The following is an 18,761-nucleotide window of genomic DNA, read 5'->3' as shown; positions in this document are numbered from 1 at the left end:
CCCGACGGATTGGCACGAAAATGGCGCGCAACAAGGGTCCAAAGATCGGTCTCGGCAAGGTCCTCCTGAGGGTCTTCGGGTACTTCCTGGTGAGTATCCTCTGCGGCGTATTGATCTGCGGGCTGGTGGTCCCCGTGGTGGCATTCACCAGCACCACTGTGGGCGGGTCGATCGGGTTCTACGAGGACCTGCCGAGCGAACTGAACGTCGATTCCCCCTCCCTTTCCAGCACCGTGGTCTCCGCGGACGGCCAACACATCGCCACGTTCTACGCAGAAAACCGGGTCAAGGTTCCCCTGGAGGAGATGTCGCCGTTCATCCGGGAAGCCATCGTGGCGATCGAAGACAGCCGCTTTTACGATCACGCCGGCGTAGACGCACAGGGCATCATCCGGGCGTTGAGCTCCAACCTGACCAAAGGCACACGGCAAGGGGCATCCACGCTGACGCAGCAATACGTCACCAACGTGCTCAACGAGTCGCGGCTGTCCGAGGGGCGTCCTGAAGACGTGGTGCTCAGCGGCCAGAAGACCATGGGAGACAAACTCCGCGAGGTCAAACTCGCCCTCGAGTTGGAGAAGCGGTTCAACAAGGAACAGATCCTTGAGGGGTACCTGAACATCGTGTTCTTCAACCGGGACGCCTACGGCATTGAAGCCGCATCACGATACTTCTTCAGCACCTCCGCGAAAGACCTGACCTTGCCACAGGCCGCGCTCCTTGCCGGCCTGGTCAACGGGCCCAGCATTTACGACCCCACCGTGGACCCGGATGCGGCGTTGAGCCGGCGAAACCTCGTCCTGGACCGGATGCTGGAACAGGGCATGATCACCGCAGTAGACCACGGCGTGGCAGCCGCAACCCCCATAGAGCTGAACATTACGCCTTCCCGGCAGGGGTGCGCGGGGGCAGCCATAGCCACCTACTTCTGTGACTACGTCTCACACCTGATCCTCAACGACGAGACCTACGGTTCCACCGTCAACGAGCGCGAGCGCTTGCTCTACCGGGGTGGCCTCACCATCACCACCACCTTGGACAGCAGGCTCCAAGCCGTGGCCCAGGCCCAAGTGGACGCCTCGGCCGGGGACAACCCGGACAAGTGGGGCGCGGCCATGACCACGGTGCAGCCCGGCACCGGCAAGATCCTGGCCATGGCCCAAAACACGGTCTTCGTGCCGCAGGAAGGAAAATACGATACCCAGCTGAACTTCAACGTGGACGCCAAGGACGAGAACGGGTACGACCTCAATGGTGCCGGCGGGTTCCAGCCGGGATCCACCATGAAACCGTTCATCTACGCCGAATGGCTCAACCAAGGCAAAAACCCTACAGCCGTGGTTGACGCCTCACGCAGGGTCTACCCCGTGGGGTTCCCGTGGCGTTCCAGCTGCGGCAAAGTCATGGGCGGCTACAGCTCCGCCCAGAAAGCACAGAATTTGGGCGCCGACGACGACCTGCAAAACAACGATGTGGGCTACTACCGCCCCATGCCCATCAATTACGGCCTCTACAACTCCATCAACACCGCAACGTTCGCTACGGCAGCGCAGTTGGACTTCTGCGGCATCCAGAAAATGGTGGATACCGTGGGCCTGCACAGCGGGCTCGACAACGCCCCGGTGAACATGCACCAGATCGGTAACCTGCTGGGCTCCATCGGCGTGGCGCCACTGGTCCTGGCGAGCGCCTACGCAACCTTCGCCAACGACGGAACTTACTGCGCACCCATCGCGATTACCGGGATCAGCGATGCCCAGGGCCGCCAGTTCGAAGCCCAAACACCCCAATGCCGGGAGGCCGTGAAACCGTCGGTGGCCCGGGGCGTTAACGCCGTCCTGCAGGATGTACTCAAGATGGGCTCCGGCGTATGGATCGAGCCCAAGGTCCACACCAAGGTTCCCGTGGCTGCCAAGACCGGCACGTCCAACAACAACGGGGCCACGTGGGTGGCCGGCTACACCACCACTCTTGCCACGGCGTCGTTCTTTGGGGATACGACGGCGGGCCAGCAGCGAGCCGGGCAGAACGTCACCATCAACGGAAAGTTCTACAAATCCTTGGACGGCTACATGATCGCCGGCCCGCAGTGGGCCAATTACATGGTGGAGGCCACGGCCCTCTACCCGAGCGGACCCTTCGCCGCGCCTGCTCCCCCACCGGCGCCGGCACCGGTCACCACGGTGCCCGCGGTTCCGCGCCTGACGGGACGGTAACCCCGCGTTGCGAGGCCCGCTCTGCGCGCAATCCCACCGCCAAAGCCCGCAAAGCAGGCCTCACAACGGCGTGCTACAGCGTGACCTCCGTATCGGCGACCGCGCGCGTGCCGTCGTCCTCGTAGCTGTCCACGCCGGCGAGGTGACGGCCCGCGATGTACCCGAACGTCAGTGCCGGGCCCAGGTTGATGCCGCCCGCCGGGTAGTGCCCGCCCATGACGTTGGCTTGGTCATTACCGGCGACGTACAAGCCCTCGATGGGGTCGCCGTCGTCATTGAGCGCCCGTGACCGGCCATCCGTGTCTACCCCCGCGAAGGTGCCAAAGCTGCCCGGCACCACCCTCACCGCGTAGAACGGGCCCTTCTCGAGGGGCCCCAGTGACGGGTTCGGCCGGTTGGTGGGATCGCCGCCGTAACGGTTGAAGGCTGTCCCGCCTCGCCCGAAATCGGGGTCGACGCCGTCGCCTGCGTTGGCGTTGAACCTCGCCACGGTGCGGCGCAACTCCGCGGGGTCGATGCCGCACTTCGTGGCAAGTTCTTCCAGCGTCCGGCCCTTGATGAGGTACCCGGAACGCAGGTAGGGGAACAGCGGGACGGGCAACGGTTTGGCCATTCCCAGCGGGAATTTCCGCACAAACCGACTGTCCGCGATCTGCCACGACTCCACGCTCTCCCCTTCCGGCGTCGCCGCGATGAGCGCCTCAACGTAGTCGTAGTAGCCGTTGGCCTCGTTCACGAACCGCTTCCCATCCGAACGGACACCGATGCTGCCAGGCTTGGCTCGGTCCATGATGTGCGGGAACACCCCGGTCCGGCCGTTGCGGTACGGCACCAGCGATACCGGGCACCACGCAGCCGGCGACTTCACGTCGGTCCTGAAACGGGCTCCCACTGATTCGGCCAGGTTCATGCCATCGCCGGTGGTCTCGCGCGGGGAAAGCGTCCAGTGCTCCCGGCCGGTGGGCGTTTTGGGAAACAGCTCCTTGCGACGCTGAACATCGTTGGGGAAACCGCCGGTGGCCAGTACGACGCCGCGCCGCGCGTTGATCTGCAGCCCACCTTCCGGAGAACGCACGACGGCGCCGGTCACCTTGCCGTTGTCGTCGCTGAGCAACGCTGTGGCAGGGGTGGAGACGCGGATGTCGACGCCCAGATCATCTGCGGAATTCATCAACCTGCCGGTGAGCGCTGTGCCGTTGACCAGCTGCATGTTGCGGCGGTGGGTCACCAGGTCCAGGAGGTGGAAGCCGAAACGCCACCCTGCGTGGAAGATCCCTTTGAGGTTTCCTTGTGATGCCGAGAGAAACTTGCTGAGGTCCGGCCCTGCCATGATGCCCATGCCCAGAAAGGACGTCTCGTACAGCTGATGACGCATCTTGGCGCGAAGGGCCGGCTTGATGGTCCGTGCATTAAGTGGTTTGGGCCCTACAGAGCGGTTGCCTTTGCCAGCGCCTGGGAGATTGCCGTAAATGTCGTTGATCCTGCTGCCCGGAACGAACTGCAGTGACGTCCTTTCCTGGAAGAAACCCACCATGTGTGGGGCAGCCTCAAGGAAGGCCTCCACGTTCTGCTCCCGGTAGTCCTCGCCGAGGACGGCACGGAGGTAAGTCCGGAATGTCTCCCTGTCTTCGTTGACGCCCTCGGCTTTCGCCAGTGGGTTACCGGGGGCCCAAGCCCAGCCGCCGGACCACGAGGTTGCGCCGCCGCAGACACTGGATTTCTCTACGACGATGACTTTCAGTCCGTGATAAGCCGCTGTCACGGCCGCAGCGAGGCCGCCGGCTCCTGAGCCGATGACGAGGACATCGCAGTCAACGGTAGGGAGGAATGGGGTGTTGTTCACGTGGTGCTCCAGGTAAATGCGGGGGTGATGAGGACTGAGGTTGCTGCTGCCTTCAGCTGTTTGGCCCAAGCGAGTTCGCCCATGGCGGCCACTCTGCTTCCTGAAGGGGTTTCGACGCTGACGGGGATGTCGGCGGGGAACGACGCGAGCATGGCCGGAAGGTCGAATTCACCTTCCCCCGGCACACCCCGTTCCGAGCGGGACTCAAGGATCAGCCCTTCCCTGCTGGGCGGCGGGATGGCCGGACCGTCGCAGAGCTGGATCATGGGGACCAGGTCCGCGGCGTCTTCGAGTTGGGCCCACGTTCCGCCAAAGCGGTTGACGTGAAGTGCATCCACCACGATTTTGCAGTCTGCCCGGTCCGCGAGCTCCACAGCCTGCGGGATCGATCGGACGGTCTGATATGCGATGGGTTCCAGCGTGGGTATGATCCCGTACGCTTTGCCGTCCTGCGTCATCTGCGCCAGATGATCCCCGAAACGGTCCAGGTCCGGATCCGCGCAAGCAACAGTCAGCGTGGATGCTCCCAAAGCTTGGCCCGCCTCCATCATCCGCAACCAGGCTTCGCGTTGATCGGCGCCATTCTGCAAGCCGGTACCGTCCAGAAGCAGGAACTCGATGTCTTCAACGGTGATTCCCGTGTCGGCCATTCGAGCCAAGGTTTCGCGAAGCATGGGTGAGCCGGGCTGGAGGTTGTACGGGCGCTCAGTAGCTGTCACTGGACGGACGCGTGCGCCGATGAAGTCGAAGCCGGCCTCAGCGGCGATGGTCACCAGGTCCGGGGGTGCGGTTCCCACAAGGGAGAGCTGCGCAAGTCCGAGCCGACGCAGTGGGGTGCCGAGGGGTGGGATGGCAACAGGCTTGGAGGCGCCGGGAGCAGCGGGATCGCCGGTTCGCTGCGAGATCACCGGAAGGCTACGGCGATCTGACATGTTTCCAGCGACCTCGGCACCAGCACTGTCAGCAGTGGCAGCACTGGCAGCCAAAGCAGCAGCAATCCGCTGGGCGGCGTCGTACCCGCTCTTGACCGCGTTGGACACAATGGCCGCTGCAGTGTCGACGACGGTTCCGGCCATTGCGACAGGAATGGACGCTGACCGGCTGAGCTCCGCTTCACGCTGCTCCGCGGTGAGAGGTCCGTCCAACGGCAGCACGGAGCGGGAAACAAGCACCTCCCCCGGGGCGTCGATCCACTGCTCGTCCATACCGGAACGGCTGATCCGTACCCGGTCGCCGTCGAACTCCTCGATGGTGCTGGACAGGAAAATCCGCACCCTCGGGTTGTCCTCAAGACGCGGCACGGCCAGGATCTTGGCGCGACGTCCGGACTCCGGAGCCAGCGATTCCTGTGGTCCGATGATCAGCACTGCGGTCCCCTGGGAAGCGAGGGTATCGGCCACGCTCATGGCCACGGAATCGGCACCCCAGATGGTCACGGCCTCCAAACCCCGCGAACCGCCGTCGAGAATCTGCTGGTGTCCCGCGAGCCAGTCCCGGATATCGGTAACACGCGGTGAATCACTGCCAACAAACCCAGCCGCCGGCCGACGACCACCTGTAGCGATGACAATAGCGTCGGCGCCGAAATCGCGGGCCAACCCACCGGCGTCGGATGTGTCAGCGTGGGTACCCAAGCGGACCTCCACGCCGAGGCGCTCGTTCTCCGAGGCTGACCAGTCGTCAAAACGGTGGAAGTCGGGTGTGGACCTCATGCGCTCGGCGAGGGCGAACTGGCCGCCGGGCCGCGCGCCGTCGTCCACCAACGTCACCTGAGCTCCCGCTTCGGCGAGTTCGCGGGCAGCGGTGAGGCCAGCGGGCCCGGCACCCACCACCAACACGCGCGAGGTGGAGCGGACGGCCGGAGTTGGGACGGGCACGCGCGATCGCCCCACAGCGGGGTTGACCGTGCAGGTGACTTGGCCGAGCCCCAGATTGTCGATGCAGACGTTGCATGCGATGCACGGCCGGTAGCGTTCGCCGCGCAGCACGCCGCCCACAAACGCAGGATCCGCATGGATGGCGCGCGCCAGGCTCACGAAATCGCAGGTCCCGTTGGAGAGGACTTCTTCAATGATTTCCGGGCTGTTGAGCCGTCCGGCCATGCCCAAGGGGAGACCGAACCGGCGGTACGCCTGGGCGTAGTCGGCCAGGATTCCGGGCTTCCACTCCCCCGACTGCACGATCCATTCGCCGGCGTCGTAGCTGCCCGCGGAAAGGTCAAGGAAGTCGAGCTTGTCCAGGTGGGCTCTGCCGATAATGGCCACTTGCTGTTCAGCGCTGATGCCGTCGGCCGGCCCTTCCAGCACGGAGACGCGCATGCCCACGATCGTGTCCGGCACCGCCTCGCGCACGGCATCGATGACCAGGTTCATGAAGAACTCCGGCGCCGCGAACTCGTCCGTGCGGTGATTGGAAATGGGCGACATGAACTGGTGGATCAGGTAACCGTGGGCGCCGTGCAGGTTGACGACATCGAACCCTGCAGCCACCGCGCGCTTCGCCGCAGCAGCGTAGGCGGCCACGAGTTCGTAGCCCTCAGCTTCGGTGAGTTCCCGCGGAACCTCGCCACCCGCCGTCGGGCACGGAACCGGCGACGGCGCGAGGTTCTTGAACCCGGAAACTGATGACTGCGCAGTGCGGCCGCCATGGTTAAGCTCGACGGCGGCCAACGCACCTTCGGCGTGCAGTGCGTCGGTGAGGCGACGGAGCCCTGGGATCATGTGGTCCGTGTGCAGGCCGAGTTGGTGCGTGCGACCCTTGCCATCGGCGCGGACATACGTCGCTTCAGTGGTGACCATGCCAAGGCCGGCCCTGGCGCGGGTTACGAGGTAGTCAATGTATTGCTCGGTGATGTGGCCATCCGTAGTGCCGTAATTGCGTTCCATGGGGGCAGACGCGAGGCGGTTTCGGAGTGTCGTGGGGGTGCGGCCGTTGCGGCCCAGGGTCAGTGGCATTCCCGCTGCGGGCGTGGTGGGAAGCATGGTCAGCGAGCCACCTTTTCACGGCCGCGGAGCTCTGGAATGGCTGCATGGGTGGGCTGTTCCGCGGCGAAGCGGACGGGTTGGCCGGCGCGTGAGGACTCGTAGACGGCCAGCAGGATCCGCAAGGATTTCAGCGCGTCCTTGCCGGTAATGGCCGGTTCGGTGCCGGTTTCCAGAGCCTCCACGAAGTCCTTGACCTGCAGTTTATGGAACGGAATCAGCTGGCCGTTGATGGCGGACAGGTCCACGTTCGGTGCAACGCCTTCCGGATGGACAGGCTCGACGACGATTCGCTCGCCCACCGCCCACAGGTCCAGTCGGCCATCGCTGCCTTCCGGGAATTCCGTCAGGGAAGCCGAAGCGCCCGTTTCGCCGGTAATGCGGAGCTGGATTCCGAGGTTGGGCGATACCGCGGTGGAGGCCTCCAGCGTTGCCATGGCTCCGGAGGTGAAGGTGATCACCGCCGTCGCGGAGTCTTCCACCTCTATATAGTCGCCGTGGCGGTAGGTGTTGACCTTGCCATAAACCTCGGCCACGTCCCCCAGGTACCACTGGAGGAGGTCGACTTGGTGCACGGCCTGGGACATCAGGACCCCGCCGCCATCGTTCTCCCACGTGCCACGCCAGGCGTCGCGGTTGTAGTAGTCCGGGTCGCGGTGCAGCATGACCGAACACTGGGCCATGATCGCCTTTCCCAGGGTGCCGTCGTCGATCGCGGTGCGGATCTTCTGCGACGCCGGCCAGAAGCGGCGTTGGAAAAGGACCCCCAGCTGGACTCCGGCATCTTCACAGGCTGCCACCATGCGTTCGGCGGACTCCAGTGTGGTGGCGATGGGTTTCTCGCAGAGAACGTTGACCCCGGCTGCGGCTGCCCTCAGCACCACGTCCTCGTGGGTGGGGTGCGGCGTGCAGACCGAAACGATGTCCAGGTCGAGGGCGAGGAGCTCGTCCACGCTGGTGACCGCGTGCGGGACTCCCCAGCTCTTGGCTGTTGCCGAAGCCCGGTCCGGGTCGACATCGCACACGCCCACAATCCGGACGTTGTCCAAGGCAGTGAAAGCTTCCAGGTGATTGCGGGAAATGGCGCCGCAACCCGCGATTCCTACGCGGAAGGTGCGGGCTGCCGGTGCTGGCGAAGTCATGGGGTGATCCAACTTTCGGGACATATGAGTCGGTTGCTTGGGTGAGTGGGTCTTGGGTTTTTAGGTCTTGGTGTGTAGGTAGGGACGGTGCCGGGCGGCGGGAGCTGCCGCCCGGCGTCGTGCGTTGCGTTCTGCTTGAGTCGTATCTACTTGACGGAGCTCCGCGGCTTGCCGAGGTCCTCCAGCGGAACGTTGTAGGTTTCCCGGGCCGTCATGATGGCGATTGCCGAAGCCACCAGGCACAGGATGGTGAAGCCCGCTACGGGCCACCAACCGTTCGGTCCGGGCTGGGCCAAGAGGGTTGCGATGGCCGGTGCGAAGCCAGCCAGGATCAGGCCGATCTGGCTGCCGATCGCCATGCCGGAGTAGCGGACGGCTGCCGGGAACATCTCGGGGAAGAACACCGTCCACACGCCGTTCCAGCAGGAGTAGAAGACCGTCATGTTCAGGAAACCGAACAGGAAGATGAGCGCGATGTTCTGCTCGCTGATGGCCCAGAAATAGCCGACGGTGGTCAGTGCGCAGCCGAGGGCACCCACCAGGAGGACCTTCTTGCGGCCAATGCGGTCCGAGATCATGGCCGAGATGGGGATGGTCACCATGGACAGGCCGATGGTCACGGCGTTGACGGTGAGCATGAGGGTGCGGTCGATCCCGACGGCGGGGCCGGTGGCGTAGGCCAACGCATAGACGGTGAAGGTGGTCTGCATGACGGAGAACAGCATCACCACGCCGACGCGCAGGACATCGCGCCACTGGGTTTTCATGACAGCGACGGCGGGAATGGCCTTGGGCTTGTCATGCTCCACGATTTCCTCGAACACCGGGGGCTCATCCAAACGGGTCCGGATCCAGTAGGCCACCGCAAGGACTACTACCGAGAGCCAGAACGGCACCCGCCAGCCCCAGCTGAGCAGATGCTCTTCGGGCAGGGCGGCCAACGGGATGAAGACGATGGTGGACAGCACCATTCCCGAGGCGTATCCGGTCATTACGAAGCTGGTGAAGAACGCGCGGCGGCCTTCGGGTGAGTGTTCCATGGTGAGGGTTGAGGCACCTGCGGCTTCAGCGCCGGCAGAGAAGCCTTGGGCCAGCCGGCCCACCAGCAACAACGCCGTCGCCCAGTAGCCGATCTGCCCGTACGTGGGCAGGAATCCGATGCCGATGGAGGCGACGCCCATGATCACCAGCGTGACCATCAGCGCCTGCTTCCGGCCGATCTTGTCACCGTAGTGGCTCATCACCAAGCCACCGAGTGGCCGGGCAAGGTAGCCCACACCGAACGTCGCCATGGCTCCGAGCAATGCCACCACGGGGTCGCCGCCGGGGAAGAAGATCTTGGGGAAAATCAGGGCTGCGGCAGTGCCGTAGATGAAGAAGTCGTAGTACTCCAGGGTGGATCCGAGGAAGGATGCGAGGGCCGCCTTCTTGGGCATTTTGACGTGTTCAACCGGCTCTGTACCAAGCGGTTCTGTTCCAACCGGTTCTGTACCAAGCGGCGAGGCCGCATTGTTGGCGTCCGAGGGCGAGTGCTGCTGCACGTGTCCCATACTGTCTCCTCATTGAGTGCCGCGGGAAGGGGCACCGCCATGGTGCCTTGCCCGGCAAAGAATTGGACGAGGCACAAACCGCCGGCTGCTGCTTTGTTGTGCAGCCCGCCCGGTGGCCGTTGATAACGACTCCCGTAGCTGTGCTCCAGATCACAGGCGATTGTTCCTCTGGAATCGACTGTAGGACCCAGGTCACACGCAGCGGCGCAACTTCCCGTTGAACGGGACAGTTCTCTTTTCTGACTCGTCAGGGCTCCGGGTGGGACAACCACGGACGGGAGCCATAGGGCCGGCGTTCGGCACCCATGGTCCGGGACAAGCCGCGGCCTGCGGCCACCAGGACCGGGAGTATCAGGCCGGCGTCTTCGTCAACAGAAGGCACGACGACGGAAATGGCACCTATGACTGCCTGGCCTTGGCCAAACACCGGCACGGAATAGGCCGTATTTTCCTCAACCAGGACACCCACCAAGCGGGCATAGCCACGCTCGCGGATCAGGGCAAGATGGCTCCTGATCCTGCTGGGGTCAACCTCCGTTGCCTGCGTGGTCTTCTCCAGCCTTCCCGCCAGGAAACGGTCCTGCACCGAGCCCGGCATGTGCGCCATCATGGCCATTCCCGACGACGTGGTGTGGATGTCCAGGCGGCCGGCAACCTGCGCCAGGTTCATGACCGTTCCATGGCGGTCCAGGCGTTCGAGGTAAAGAACACTGTTGGTTTCCACGTCCGGAATGGACAGGGAAACGTGTTCCCGCACGGCCGCGTGGACACCTTCCAGGAACGGCAAACCGCGACGCCGGAATTCCTCCAGGGGATTACTGCGGGAGGCCAGTTCCCACATCTTCATCCCGACGCCGAACTCTCCGGCCGCGTTGCGCTCCAGGAGCCCGTTGGCCGCCAAGTCCATGGCCAGGCGATGCACCGTACTGCGCGACATTCCGGTGATCCGGACCATGTCCTTCAGGGGAAGCCACGGCTGGCCTTTGGAAAACGCATCCATGATCTTCACGACGCGTTCGATCACTGACTCCCCCGACGCCGAGTTGGCCATGATGCCTCCGTAGTACTTTTTCGGTCGGCTGCATCGCGGACCTCAAACCCAATATAGCCTTGCACTGAAGCGCGAGAATCCGGGAGGCAACGTGGAACTGCGGCAAATTGAGGCCTTCCTGGCAGTAGCCGAGGAATTGCACTTCGGCAGGGCGGCAGAACGGCTCCGCATGGCCCAGTCGCCGTTGAGCCAAACCATCAAGAAGCTCGAAAAGGGCCTGGGCGCACCGCTTTTTGAACGCAACACCCGGTCCGTCACGCTGACCCCGGCCGGGCATTCCCTGTTGCCGCACGCCCGTAGGATCCTGGACGAAGTGGACCTGGCGCGCAGGGCTGTCAGCGCAGGAACCGGAACCGTCTACGGCAAGCTCGCCATCGGCTTCTCCGGTGCGTTGAACCACGCCACACTTCCCCCACTGACACGGGCCCTGCGCCAGCACTACCCCCAACTCGACGTGACGCTGCAGGGAGGTTTGCTGACCCAGGAAGCACTTCACCAGCTGGGCAACGGTGCACTGGACCTGGCGTTCATCGGCCTTCCCATCGATGCCCCATCGCTGGCCACCCGCCGGATTGCCACTGAGCGACTGGGGGTCACCCTGCCGGCAGACCACCCCCTTGCTGGACAGGCCACCGTGAAAGTGGCCGAGCTGGCCGGTGATCCGTTCATCACCATGCCGGCCGCCCAAGGTTCAACGCTGCGCGAGGTCACCTTCGCGGCGTGTGCTGCCGCCGGTTTCCGCCCCAGGATCAGCCAGGAGGTCTCCGACCCCTACACGGCCCTGTCCTTGGTGGCCGGTGGCGTGGGCATCAGCCTGATGCCGGAGTCCATTGAGGGGATCATGCCGGCGGGCATCGTCTTCCTGCCGCTTCAAGGCGACGACGTCCTCCTGTTTTCCGGACTCGCCTGGAACCCCGGCGCCATGTCTCCGGCCGTCCGGGCAGCACTACAGGTGGCTGAGGAAGTGCTGCCAACCCCCGCGGATTAATCAACTATGTGCTTCACGCACATAGTGAGAGATCAACTAAGTATTGGACAATGCCTAATGCGTTGCCCAGCATTGAGGAAAGCCCCACCCACTCAATGAAGAGGACAACCTCATGGCCACGTTTGCCGTTACTTACGCCTACTCCGACTCGACGTCCGCCGGCCGGGATACAGTCCGCCCCGCCCACGTGGAGTTCCTCAAAGCCCAGTTCGACGGCGGCCGCCTCCTTAAGAGCGGCCCTTTCGGTCCGGAGGAATCACCAGGCGCGCTGCTGATCATCGCCAGTGACAGCAAAGCCGACGTCGAAGCCCTCATGGACCAGGACCCGTTCCACCAGGCAGGGCTCATTGAGGAACGGACCGTGCGGCAGTGGAACATTTTCTTCGGCGCTGAGGCCCCGCCCGTCGCCGTCCAACCGGCCGCGCAGTCCGCCGCGCAGAACTGAGGTCCACCAGTGCTGTCCGCGATCACCGTGTCCAAGGAGACCATTGCTTTTCGGGATTCTCCTGAGCCCATCCTTGAACCCGGCCACGCCCTGGTCCGGGTGCACAGCGTCACCCTCTGCGGCACCGACCTCCATATCTGGGAGGACGACTACCCCACGGAGCTCCCCCTGGTCCAAGGCCACGAGTTTTCCGGCATCGTGGAGGCCCTCGCGCCTGGATACACCAGCCCCGGCGGCACCAACCCCGGCGGCACCGGGAAAGACCCAGGCCAGGACATCTGCATCGGCGACCGCGTTGCCGTCAACCCCATCATCTACTGCGGCCGGTGCCGCCCGTGCCTCACCGGCCGGTACAACGTCTGCCAGAACGTGGGCTGCCTGGGGTGCTACTCGGACGGGGCACTGACAGAACTGATCAGCGTTCCGGTGGAGAAGCTGTGCCGCGTTCCCGACGAACTCCCGCTGGACATCGCCGCCATGGGCGAACCCGCCTCCATCGCCATGCAGGCCGTCAACCGTGGCCGGCCAGAGCCCGGCGAAACCGCGCTGGTACTGGGAAGCGGGCCCATCGGATTGTTGGCCACCCTCTACCTGACGGAGCTTGGAGTCACGGTGATCTGCGCCGACACCGAGCAGCACCGACTGGATCTTGCAGTCGAGTTCGGTGCCGCGGACGCCTTGTTGGTGAAGCCGGGAAGTGACTTCCCTGATGAACACCAAGCACAGCGCATGGAGTCCATGACCGACGGGTACGGCCCGCAACTGGTCATCGAAGCCACCGGAGTTCCTTCCTCCTTGGAGAACGCCATCAGGCTGGTTGCCAGCGCCGGCAGGATTGTCCAGGTGGGCATTTCGCCACGGCAAGCCAACGTCTCCATGAAGGACATCCCCTACAAGGAACTGGACCTCATGGGCAGCCGGATGAGCCTCAACCTCATCCCCGACGGGCTCGCCCTGCTGTCCCGCCACCCCGAACAGGCACGCGCCCTCATGACCCACCGCTTCGCATTTGCGGAGGTGCAGAAGGCGTACCGACTGATGCAGGGACGAACGGAGAAGATCGGCAAGATCGTCATCGAGATGCCAGCGGGAGGCCTCGCATGAGCACCTCAATCCTCACCGCGCCCGAACAACTCAACGCAAGCTACGACGTCGTGATCATGGGCAGTGGCGCCGCCGGACTGGTGGCAGCGGTCCGTGCTGCCGATGCCGGACTGAGCGTCCTGGTGGTGGAGAAGGCGCCGCTGCTGGGCGGCACTACGGCTGCCGGCGGCGGCGTGATGTGGGCACCGAACAATCATCTCGCCAAAGCTGCCGGGTACCAGGACAGCCATGCCGACGGCGTCGCTTACCTCACGGAGGCGGCCGGCCATGTGATGACGGCCCAGGAAATTGAGTGGTACGTGGCCACTGCGCCGCGGGCTGTGGAGTTCCTTAACCGGAACACCAAAGTGTCCATGGTTCCCATTGCCCGCCCGGACTACCACATGGAATGGAAAGGGTCCGCGGACGGCGGCCGCGGCCTGGACAACAAGGCGTTCGATCCCCAGGACTACCCCGGCCTTTCGGGGCTGATCCGGCCGTCGTCGTACTTCCCGCTGCTCACCATGACCGAACGCGATGAGCTCAACGGCCGCGCCGCTGATCCGTTGCTGCTGGAACGCCGGGCGTCCACAGGAATCCGGACCATGGGCGGCGCCCTGGTGGGAAGCCTGGTGGCGAGCGCTGTGGACCGGGGCGTACACCTTGTGGTGTCCAGTCCTGTGGAGGACTTGTCGCCATCGGGCGCAGGGTGGACCGTGCGTCTCGGCGGGGTTTCCGCTGCCGCGCCGGTGGCCGCGACCGCCGTCGTGCTTGCCGCTGGTGGGTTCGAATGGAATCCGCGGCTTCGCAGCGCCTTCCTGCCGTATCCGGTGACGCCCATCAGCGCCCCGTCCAACGAGGGCGACGGCTTGGAGCTCGGGCTCAAGGCCGGAGCGGCTGTGGAGGACATGACGGCCGTGTGGGGCGTTCCGGTGATTTCGACGACGGCCCATCAGTACGACGGTCAGCAGTCCGGGCGTATGGGAAACGTGGAAATGACGCTGCCGGGATCCATCACCGTGAACAGTGAAGGGAAACGCTTCGTCAACGAGGCCCTGAACTATCACGACGCCAGCAGGGTCTTCGGGTCGATCAACCCGCATACGGGCAGGCAACAGAACAACCCGGCGTGGCTGGTGTTTGATTCCGCTTATGTGGCCAAATACCCGGTAGCTGGCTCCGTCCCGGGCGAACCTGCTGAGTGGATGGTGTCCGCGCCAACCCTGGAACTTCTGGCCAAGGAGGTAGGCATCGATCCAGCCGGTCTCGATGCCACAGTGTCCCGGTTCAACGCCGACGCGGTTCTGGGCGTGGACACGGAATTCGGACGGGGGGCCACGCCGCAGGACCGGTTCCTGGGCGACGCCGGGAATACCCCCAATCCTTGTCTGGCGCCCTTACTGGCGCCCCCGTTTTACGCCGTTCCCATCCGGGCAGGCGTACTCGGCACGTCGGGCGGGTTGGCTACGGACTTCAGTGGTCGCGTGCTGGACCATCGGCAGCAGGCCATCCCTGGACTCTATGCCGCGGGCAACGTCTCGGCCGGGGTCTTCCGCAACAACTACCCCGGCGGCGGCGCCACCCTTGGCTCCGCGATCACCCGCGCCTTCGCTGTTGGGGAAGATCTCGCGGCCCGGCTGAAGTAGCCGACCCTTGGGGGACGGAAACGCCCGACGGCGACGATCGCCGTCGGGCGTTTCCGTTGCGAGGCCCGCTCTACACACCCCACACCCGAAAAGCAACGCAGAGCAGGCCCCACAACGGATGGGCTAGCGGGCGTAGAGCTCCGTGAAGTTCCTGAGCACCCGCATGGGCTCCGTCACGGATGATTCAAGGGCTGCGGCGATGAGTTCCTCGGCCTCGTGAGGCGGGAAATAGCCTGCGTTCTTGTAGATGTTGATGCGCGTGATGAGCCCGTCGGCATCCAGTTCGGGGTGGAATTGCGTGGCGTAGAGGTTGTTCTTGATGCGGAACATATGCACCGGGCAGGCCGCTGAGCTGGCTAACAAGACGGCGTGTGCGGGAAGCTCGCTGCACGCCTCCTTGTGACCCACAAAAGCGTCGAAGGTGTGCGGCACGTCCCGAAGCATGGGGTCATTTTCCCCGTCAGCGGTGAGCGTGATCTCCGTTGGCCCTACGGGTTCGCCAAAGCGACGGTCAATGGTGGCCCCCTGGTGGACACCCAGGGTCCCGACGCCGTAGCAGGCACCCAGGAACGGGAAGTCCTCGGCCACTATCCGGTCCAGAAGTGATGAGAGTTCCGTCTCAACCCGGATCTGGTCGGAGCTCTTCTCCTCCACAGGATCGCTGGACGTATAGGGGCTGCCGCCGACAATCACCCCGGAATAGTCCGACAGATCAAGCGCCGGCAAAGGCCCGGATTCCAGCCGGATACGGACCAACTCTTCCGGTTCCAGGCCGCAGTAGCGAAGGTAGGCCTGGTACTCGTCGTCGGCTGCTGCGTCTTCGGCACGGGTGGCCAGCAAAAGGAAGGGCTTCACAGGCCCAGTCTGCGCGAGGAATGCCTGACGAACAAAGTGTGTTGGCCCTGAGGGGGTTTCTGACAGAGACTCCCTTGCATCGCCGTGGCTGCATACCGTTGGTAGGAACCCCCATGAAACAACAATGACTCATTTCTGAGGAGCAATCTTTGAAGCAGGACCCTTTGGTCGTCGGCACGCAATCGCCCAGGGCGTCAATTGCTGCACCGCAACTCCCCAAGAAGATCCCGTGGGGTGGCCTTCTGGTTCTGGCTGCGGCAGGGTTCACGGCTGTGACCACCGAACTCCTGCCCTCGGGCCTGCTCCCCCAAATCAGCCGCGACCTCGGAGTGGACGAATCGGCGGTCGGTTCACTGACTGCGGTGTACGCAGCGATCATCGTCTTCACAGCGCTGCCGCTCTCCCGGTTCCTCGCCGGGCGGCTTCCCCGGAAGACCCTGCTCATTGCCACCGTGCTGGCCTTTGCCCTGAGCAATGTCCTGCTCGCTTTCAGCCCCTCCTTGGGTTGGGCCATCGGGGCGAGGCTCCTTGGCGGTATCGCCCACGGCATGCTGTGGTCCAGCATGGCACCTTATGTGGCCCGCATCGTCCCCGCACATTCCGTGGGCAAAGCCATGGCTGTGGTCTTCAGTGGCAACAGCATCGCATTGGCCGTAGGTGCTCCCATCGGCACGTTGATGGGTTCGCTCATGACGTGGCGTGCCTCGTTCCTGGTCCTGGCCGGGGTTGGGGTCCTGCTGGCAGTGTTGGCTTTCTGGCTGCTCCCCGGCGCCCATGACCAAGCCAGCCAGAAGACCCCATCCCTCCGGGCAGCCATGAAACTGCCCGGCGTCATCGCCATCGCCATCGCATGGCCGCTCCTGCTCCTGGCCCACTTCACACTCTTCACCTACGTTGCCCCGTTCCTCCTCGCCTCCGGGCTGCCGGAATCCGCTACAAGCCTGTCCCTTTCCGTGGTGGGCATCGCCAGCCTGGTGGGTATCTGGATTGCCGGTATGACGGCGGACTCGCGCCCGCGCACCTCGGTGATAGCCGCCGTCGGACTCCTGACCCTTGCTTTCGCCTTGCTCCCCGCGCTCGGCGGCACCTGGGTGGGCGCGTTTGGACTGATGACGCTCTGGGGCATCGCGTTCGGTGCGGTGGGTATCTACAACCAAGCGGCGATTCTCCGCGCCGGCGGTGAGCACAAGGATGCTGCCAACGGCCTGACTGTGGTGACCATCCAACTGGGCATCGCCGTCGGTGCTGTGTACGGGGCGTTCGCCCTCACCACCGTGGGCGCACAACTGGTGCCGTTGGCGGCCGCGATTCCCACGGCGGTTGCGCTGGTGATCATCGTTGCCAGCCGTCGCGGTGGTTACCCTGCAGGGGGTCGCGAGAAGCGCCGTTAACATTCCCGAAACACGCCAGTGACGTGATCTTCACGAACGGTGGATTTCTGTAACTTACCTGCAACTTAGCTCTTCTGAGTCGGAAACATAGCTCACCGAATATTGATCGGGGGGTTGGTGTGGGCCGTGCAACAACGGTCCCGTTTCGGACAAGCTTGAAGGGAACGCAGGTGGAGATCTCTGCGCAACACGTCTGGCTGATGTTGTCATCGGCAATGGTGCTTTTCATGACCCCGGGTCTCGGTCTGTTCTACGGCGGCATGACCCGCGCCAAGGCAGCTCTGAACATGATCATGATGAGCTTCATCTCGGCGGGCATCGTGGGTGTTGTCTGGGTCCTGTGGGGCTACTCGATGACCACTGGCGACGGCTTCCTCGGCCTGTTCGGCAACCCGTTCGCACACTTCGGCCTGCAGGACCTCATGGGTTCACCGGACCTCATCAAGGCCGGCTTCGCTGCGACGTTCGCCATCATCACCGTGGCCCTCATCAGCGGTGCCATCGCCGACCGTACCAAGTTCGGCGCCTGGGCACTGTTCGTACCGATCTGGGTGACGGTGGTTTATTGCCCGCTGGCGTACATGGTCTGGGGCGGTGGGCTCATGAGTGCAGGGGGCGCGCTCACCCAGATCTTCGGCCAGGTCATCGACTTCGCCGGTGGCGCAGTGGTTGAGGTCAGCTCCGGAACTGCCGCTTTCGTCCTCGCCTTGATCGTGGGAAAGCGTCACGGATTCGCCAAAGACCCCAACCACCGCCCGCACAACGTCCCGTTCATCATGATCGGCGCAGCCATCCTCTGGTTCGGCTGGTTCGGATTCAACGGCGGTGCCGCCACCACGGTGGAGCAGGCAGGCCTCATCTGGGTCAACACCCTGGTCACTCCGGCCGCGGCGATGCTGAGCTGGCTGGTGGTGGAGAAGGTCCGCCATGGTCACCCCACTTCCTTGGGCGCGGCGTCCGGCGTGGTGTCCGGCCTCGTGGCCATCACCCCGTCCTGTGCCAACATCACCCCGCTCGCAGCTCTCGGCCTGGGTTTGGTGGCCGGCGCTGCCTGCGCAGTGTTCGTTGACCTGAAGTACAAGTTCGGCTTCGACGACTCCCTCGATGTTGTGGGTGTGCACTTCGGTGCCGGTGTCATCGGTACGCTGTCCCTGGGCTTCATCGCCTTCCCCACCGAGGGAACGGCCGGCGGCCTCCTCTACGGCGGCGGACCGCAGCAGCTGATCGCACAGACCGTGGCCGTCCTGGTCACCATCGCGCTCTCCGGACTTGGCACGCTGGTCATCGGCCGGGCCATCCACAAGACCATCGGCTTCCGCGTGGCCCACGAGCACGAAGTCACCGGTGTTGACCTCACCCAGCACGCCGAGTCCGCCTACGAGTTCGGCCTCACCGCGCACGGCCACTTCCGCCAGCAGCAGGCACATTTGTCCTCGCTGATCAGGCGGAAGCCCGAAGAGGCCAAGGAAGACAGCTTCGCCTGACGGCACCCTCACCAAACAGCGGCCGACGGCGGAACCTGGGTCCCGCCGTCGGCCGCTGTTGTGTGCCGTCCCGCCCAAGTAGGTAG

General features: G+C 64.3%; 13 protein-coding genes. 7 read left to right on the top strand and 6 right to left on the bottom strand.

The genetic code is table 11. The annotated features are described in order from the left end of the window. The first annotated feature begins 20 nt into the window (after positions 1-20). Positions 21-2,216 (top strand): transglycosylase domain-containing protein, encoded by a 2,196-nt coding sequence (locus ACIQLI_RS18180; RefSeq protein WP_400390894.1) that lies wholly within the window; start codon positions 21-23, stop codon positions 2,214-2,216. 73 nt (positions 2,217-2,289) lie between these two features. Here the strand turns inward: ACIQLI_RS18180 and ACIQLI_RS18175 are convergent, their stop codons facing one another. The 5 genes from ACIQLI_RS18175 to ACIQLI_RS18155 form a co-directional block, all read right to left on the bottom strand. Continuing rightward, positions 2,290-4,059 carry an FAD-dependent oxidoreductase gene (locus ACIQLI_RS18175; protein WP_400390893.1) on the bottom strand — a complete coding sequence of 590 codons (1,770 nt, stop codon included), beginning with the start codon at positions 4,057-4,059 and terminating at the stop codon, positions 2,290-2,292. Then, on the bottom strand, positions 4,056-7,040 hold the full coding sequence (locus tag ACIQLI_RS18170) for an FAD-dependent oxidoreductase (protein WP_400390891.1): 2,985 nt from the start codon (positions 7,038-7,040) through the stop codon (positions 4,056-4,058). The genes ACIQLI_RS18175 and ACIQLI_RS18170 overlap by 4 nt, the downstream gene beginning before the upstream one ends. A gap of 2 nt (positions 7,041-7,042) precedes the next feature. After that, a complete protein-coding gene (locus tag ACIQLI_RS18165) occupies positions 7,043-8,182 on the bottom strand; it encodes a Gfo/Idh/MocA family protein (protein ID WP_400390890.1) in 1,140 nt (379 codons plus the stop codon). A 146-nt stretch (positions 8,183-8,328) separates the two neighbouring features. Then, positions 8,329-9,732: an MFS transporter gene (locus ACIQLI_RS18160; protein WP_400390889.1), complete on the bottom strand. Its 1,404-nt coding sequence runs from the start codon at positions 9,730-9,732 to the stop codon at positions 8,329-8,331. A gap of 247 nt (positions 9,733-9,979) precedes the next feature. Continuing rightward, entirely contained in the window at positions 9,980-10,783 is an 804-nt protein-coding gene (locus ACIQLI_RS18155; protein ID WP_400390887.1) for an IclR family transcriptional regulator, read from the bottom strand. A gap of 91 nt (positions 10,784-10,874) precedes the next feature. Between ACIQLI_RS18155 and ACIQLI_RS18150 the strand changes: the two genes are divergently transcribed. From ACIQLI_RS18150 to ACIQLI_RS18135, 4 genes are all read left to right on the top strand, one after another. After that, a complete protein-coding gene (locus tag ACIQLI_RS18150) occupies positions 10,875-11,771 on the top strand; it encodes a LysR family transcriptional regulator (RefSeq protein WP_400390886.1) in 897 nt (298 codons plus the stop codon). 112 nt (positions 11,772-11,883) lie between these two features. Continuing rightward, on the top strand, positions 11,884-12,216 hold the full coding sequence (locus ACIQLI_RS18145; protein ID WP_400390885.1) for a YciI family protein: 333 nt from the start codon (positions 11,884-11,886) through the stop codon (positions 12,214-12,216). A gap of 9 nt (positions 12,217-12,225) precedes the next feature. Continuing rightward, a complete protein-coding gene (locus ACIQLI_RS18140; protein ID WP_400390883.1) occupies positions 12,226-13,320 on the top strand; it encodes an alcohol dehydrogenase catalytic domain-containing protein in 1,095 nt (364 codons plus the stop codon). After that, the gene (locus ACIQLI_RS18135) at positions 13,317-14,945 is read left to right on the top strand and encodes an FAD-dependent oxidoreductase (protein WP_400390882.1); all 1,629 of its coding nucleotides are present in this window, start codon (positions 13,317-13,319) and stop codon (positions 14,943-14,945) included. Before ACIQLI_RS18140 ends, ACIQLI_RS18135 begins: the two co-directional genes overlap by 4 nt. 123 nt (positions 14,946-15,068) lie before the next feature. On the opposite strand, the gene ACIQLI_RS18130 is transcribed toward ACIQLI_RS18135, so the two are convergent. Then, positions 15,069-15,800 carry a glutamine amidotransferase gene (locus ACIQLI_RS18130; RefSeq protein WP_400390881.1) on the bottom strand — a complete coding sequence of 244 codons (732 nt, stop codon included), beginning with the start codon at positions 15,798-15,800 and terminating at the stop codon, positions 15,069-15,071. Between the two features lie 164 nt (positions 15,801-15,964). On the opposite strand from ACIQLI_RS18130, the gene ACIQLI_RS18125 reads away from it, so the two are divergent. After that, positions 15,965-17,191 (top strand): MFS transporter, encoded by a 1,227-nt coding sequence (locus tag ACIQLI_RS18125; protein ID WP_400390944.1) that lies wholly within the window; start codon positions 15,965-15,967, stop codon positions 17,189-17,191. Positions 17,192-17,361: 170 nt separating this feature from the next. Beyond that, complete coding sequence (locus tag ACIQLI_RS18120) at positions 17,362-18,675, top strand: ammonium transporter (protein ID WP_400390880.1); 1,314 nt, start codon at positions 17,362-17,364, stop codon at positions 18,673-18,675. Positions 18,676-18,761 lie beyond the last annotated feature (86 nt).

Origin of the sequence: Paenarthrobacter sp. NPDC091669, assembly GCF_044756725.1 — a bacterium.
In the GTDB taxonomy this organism is placed as follows: Bacteria; Actinomycetota; Actinomycetes; order Actinomycetales; family Micrococcaceae; genus Arthrobacter; species Arthrobacter bambusae_C.
This window is presented reverse-complemented; position numbering and strand designations above follow the sequence as displayed.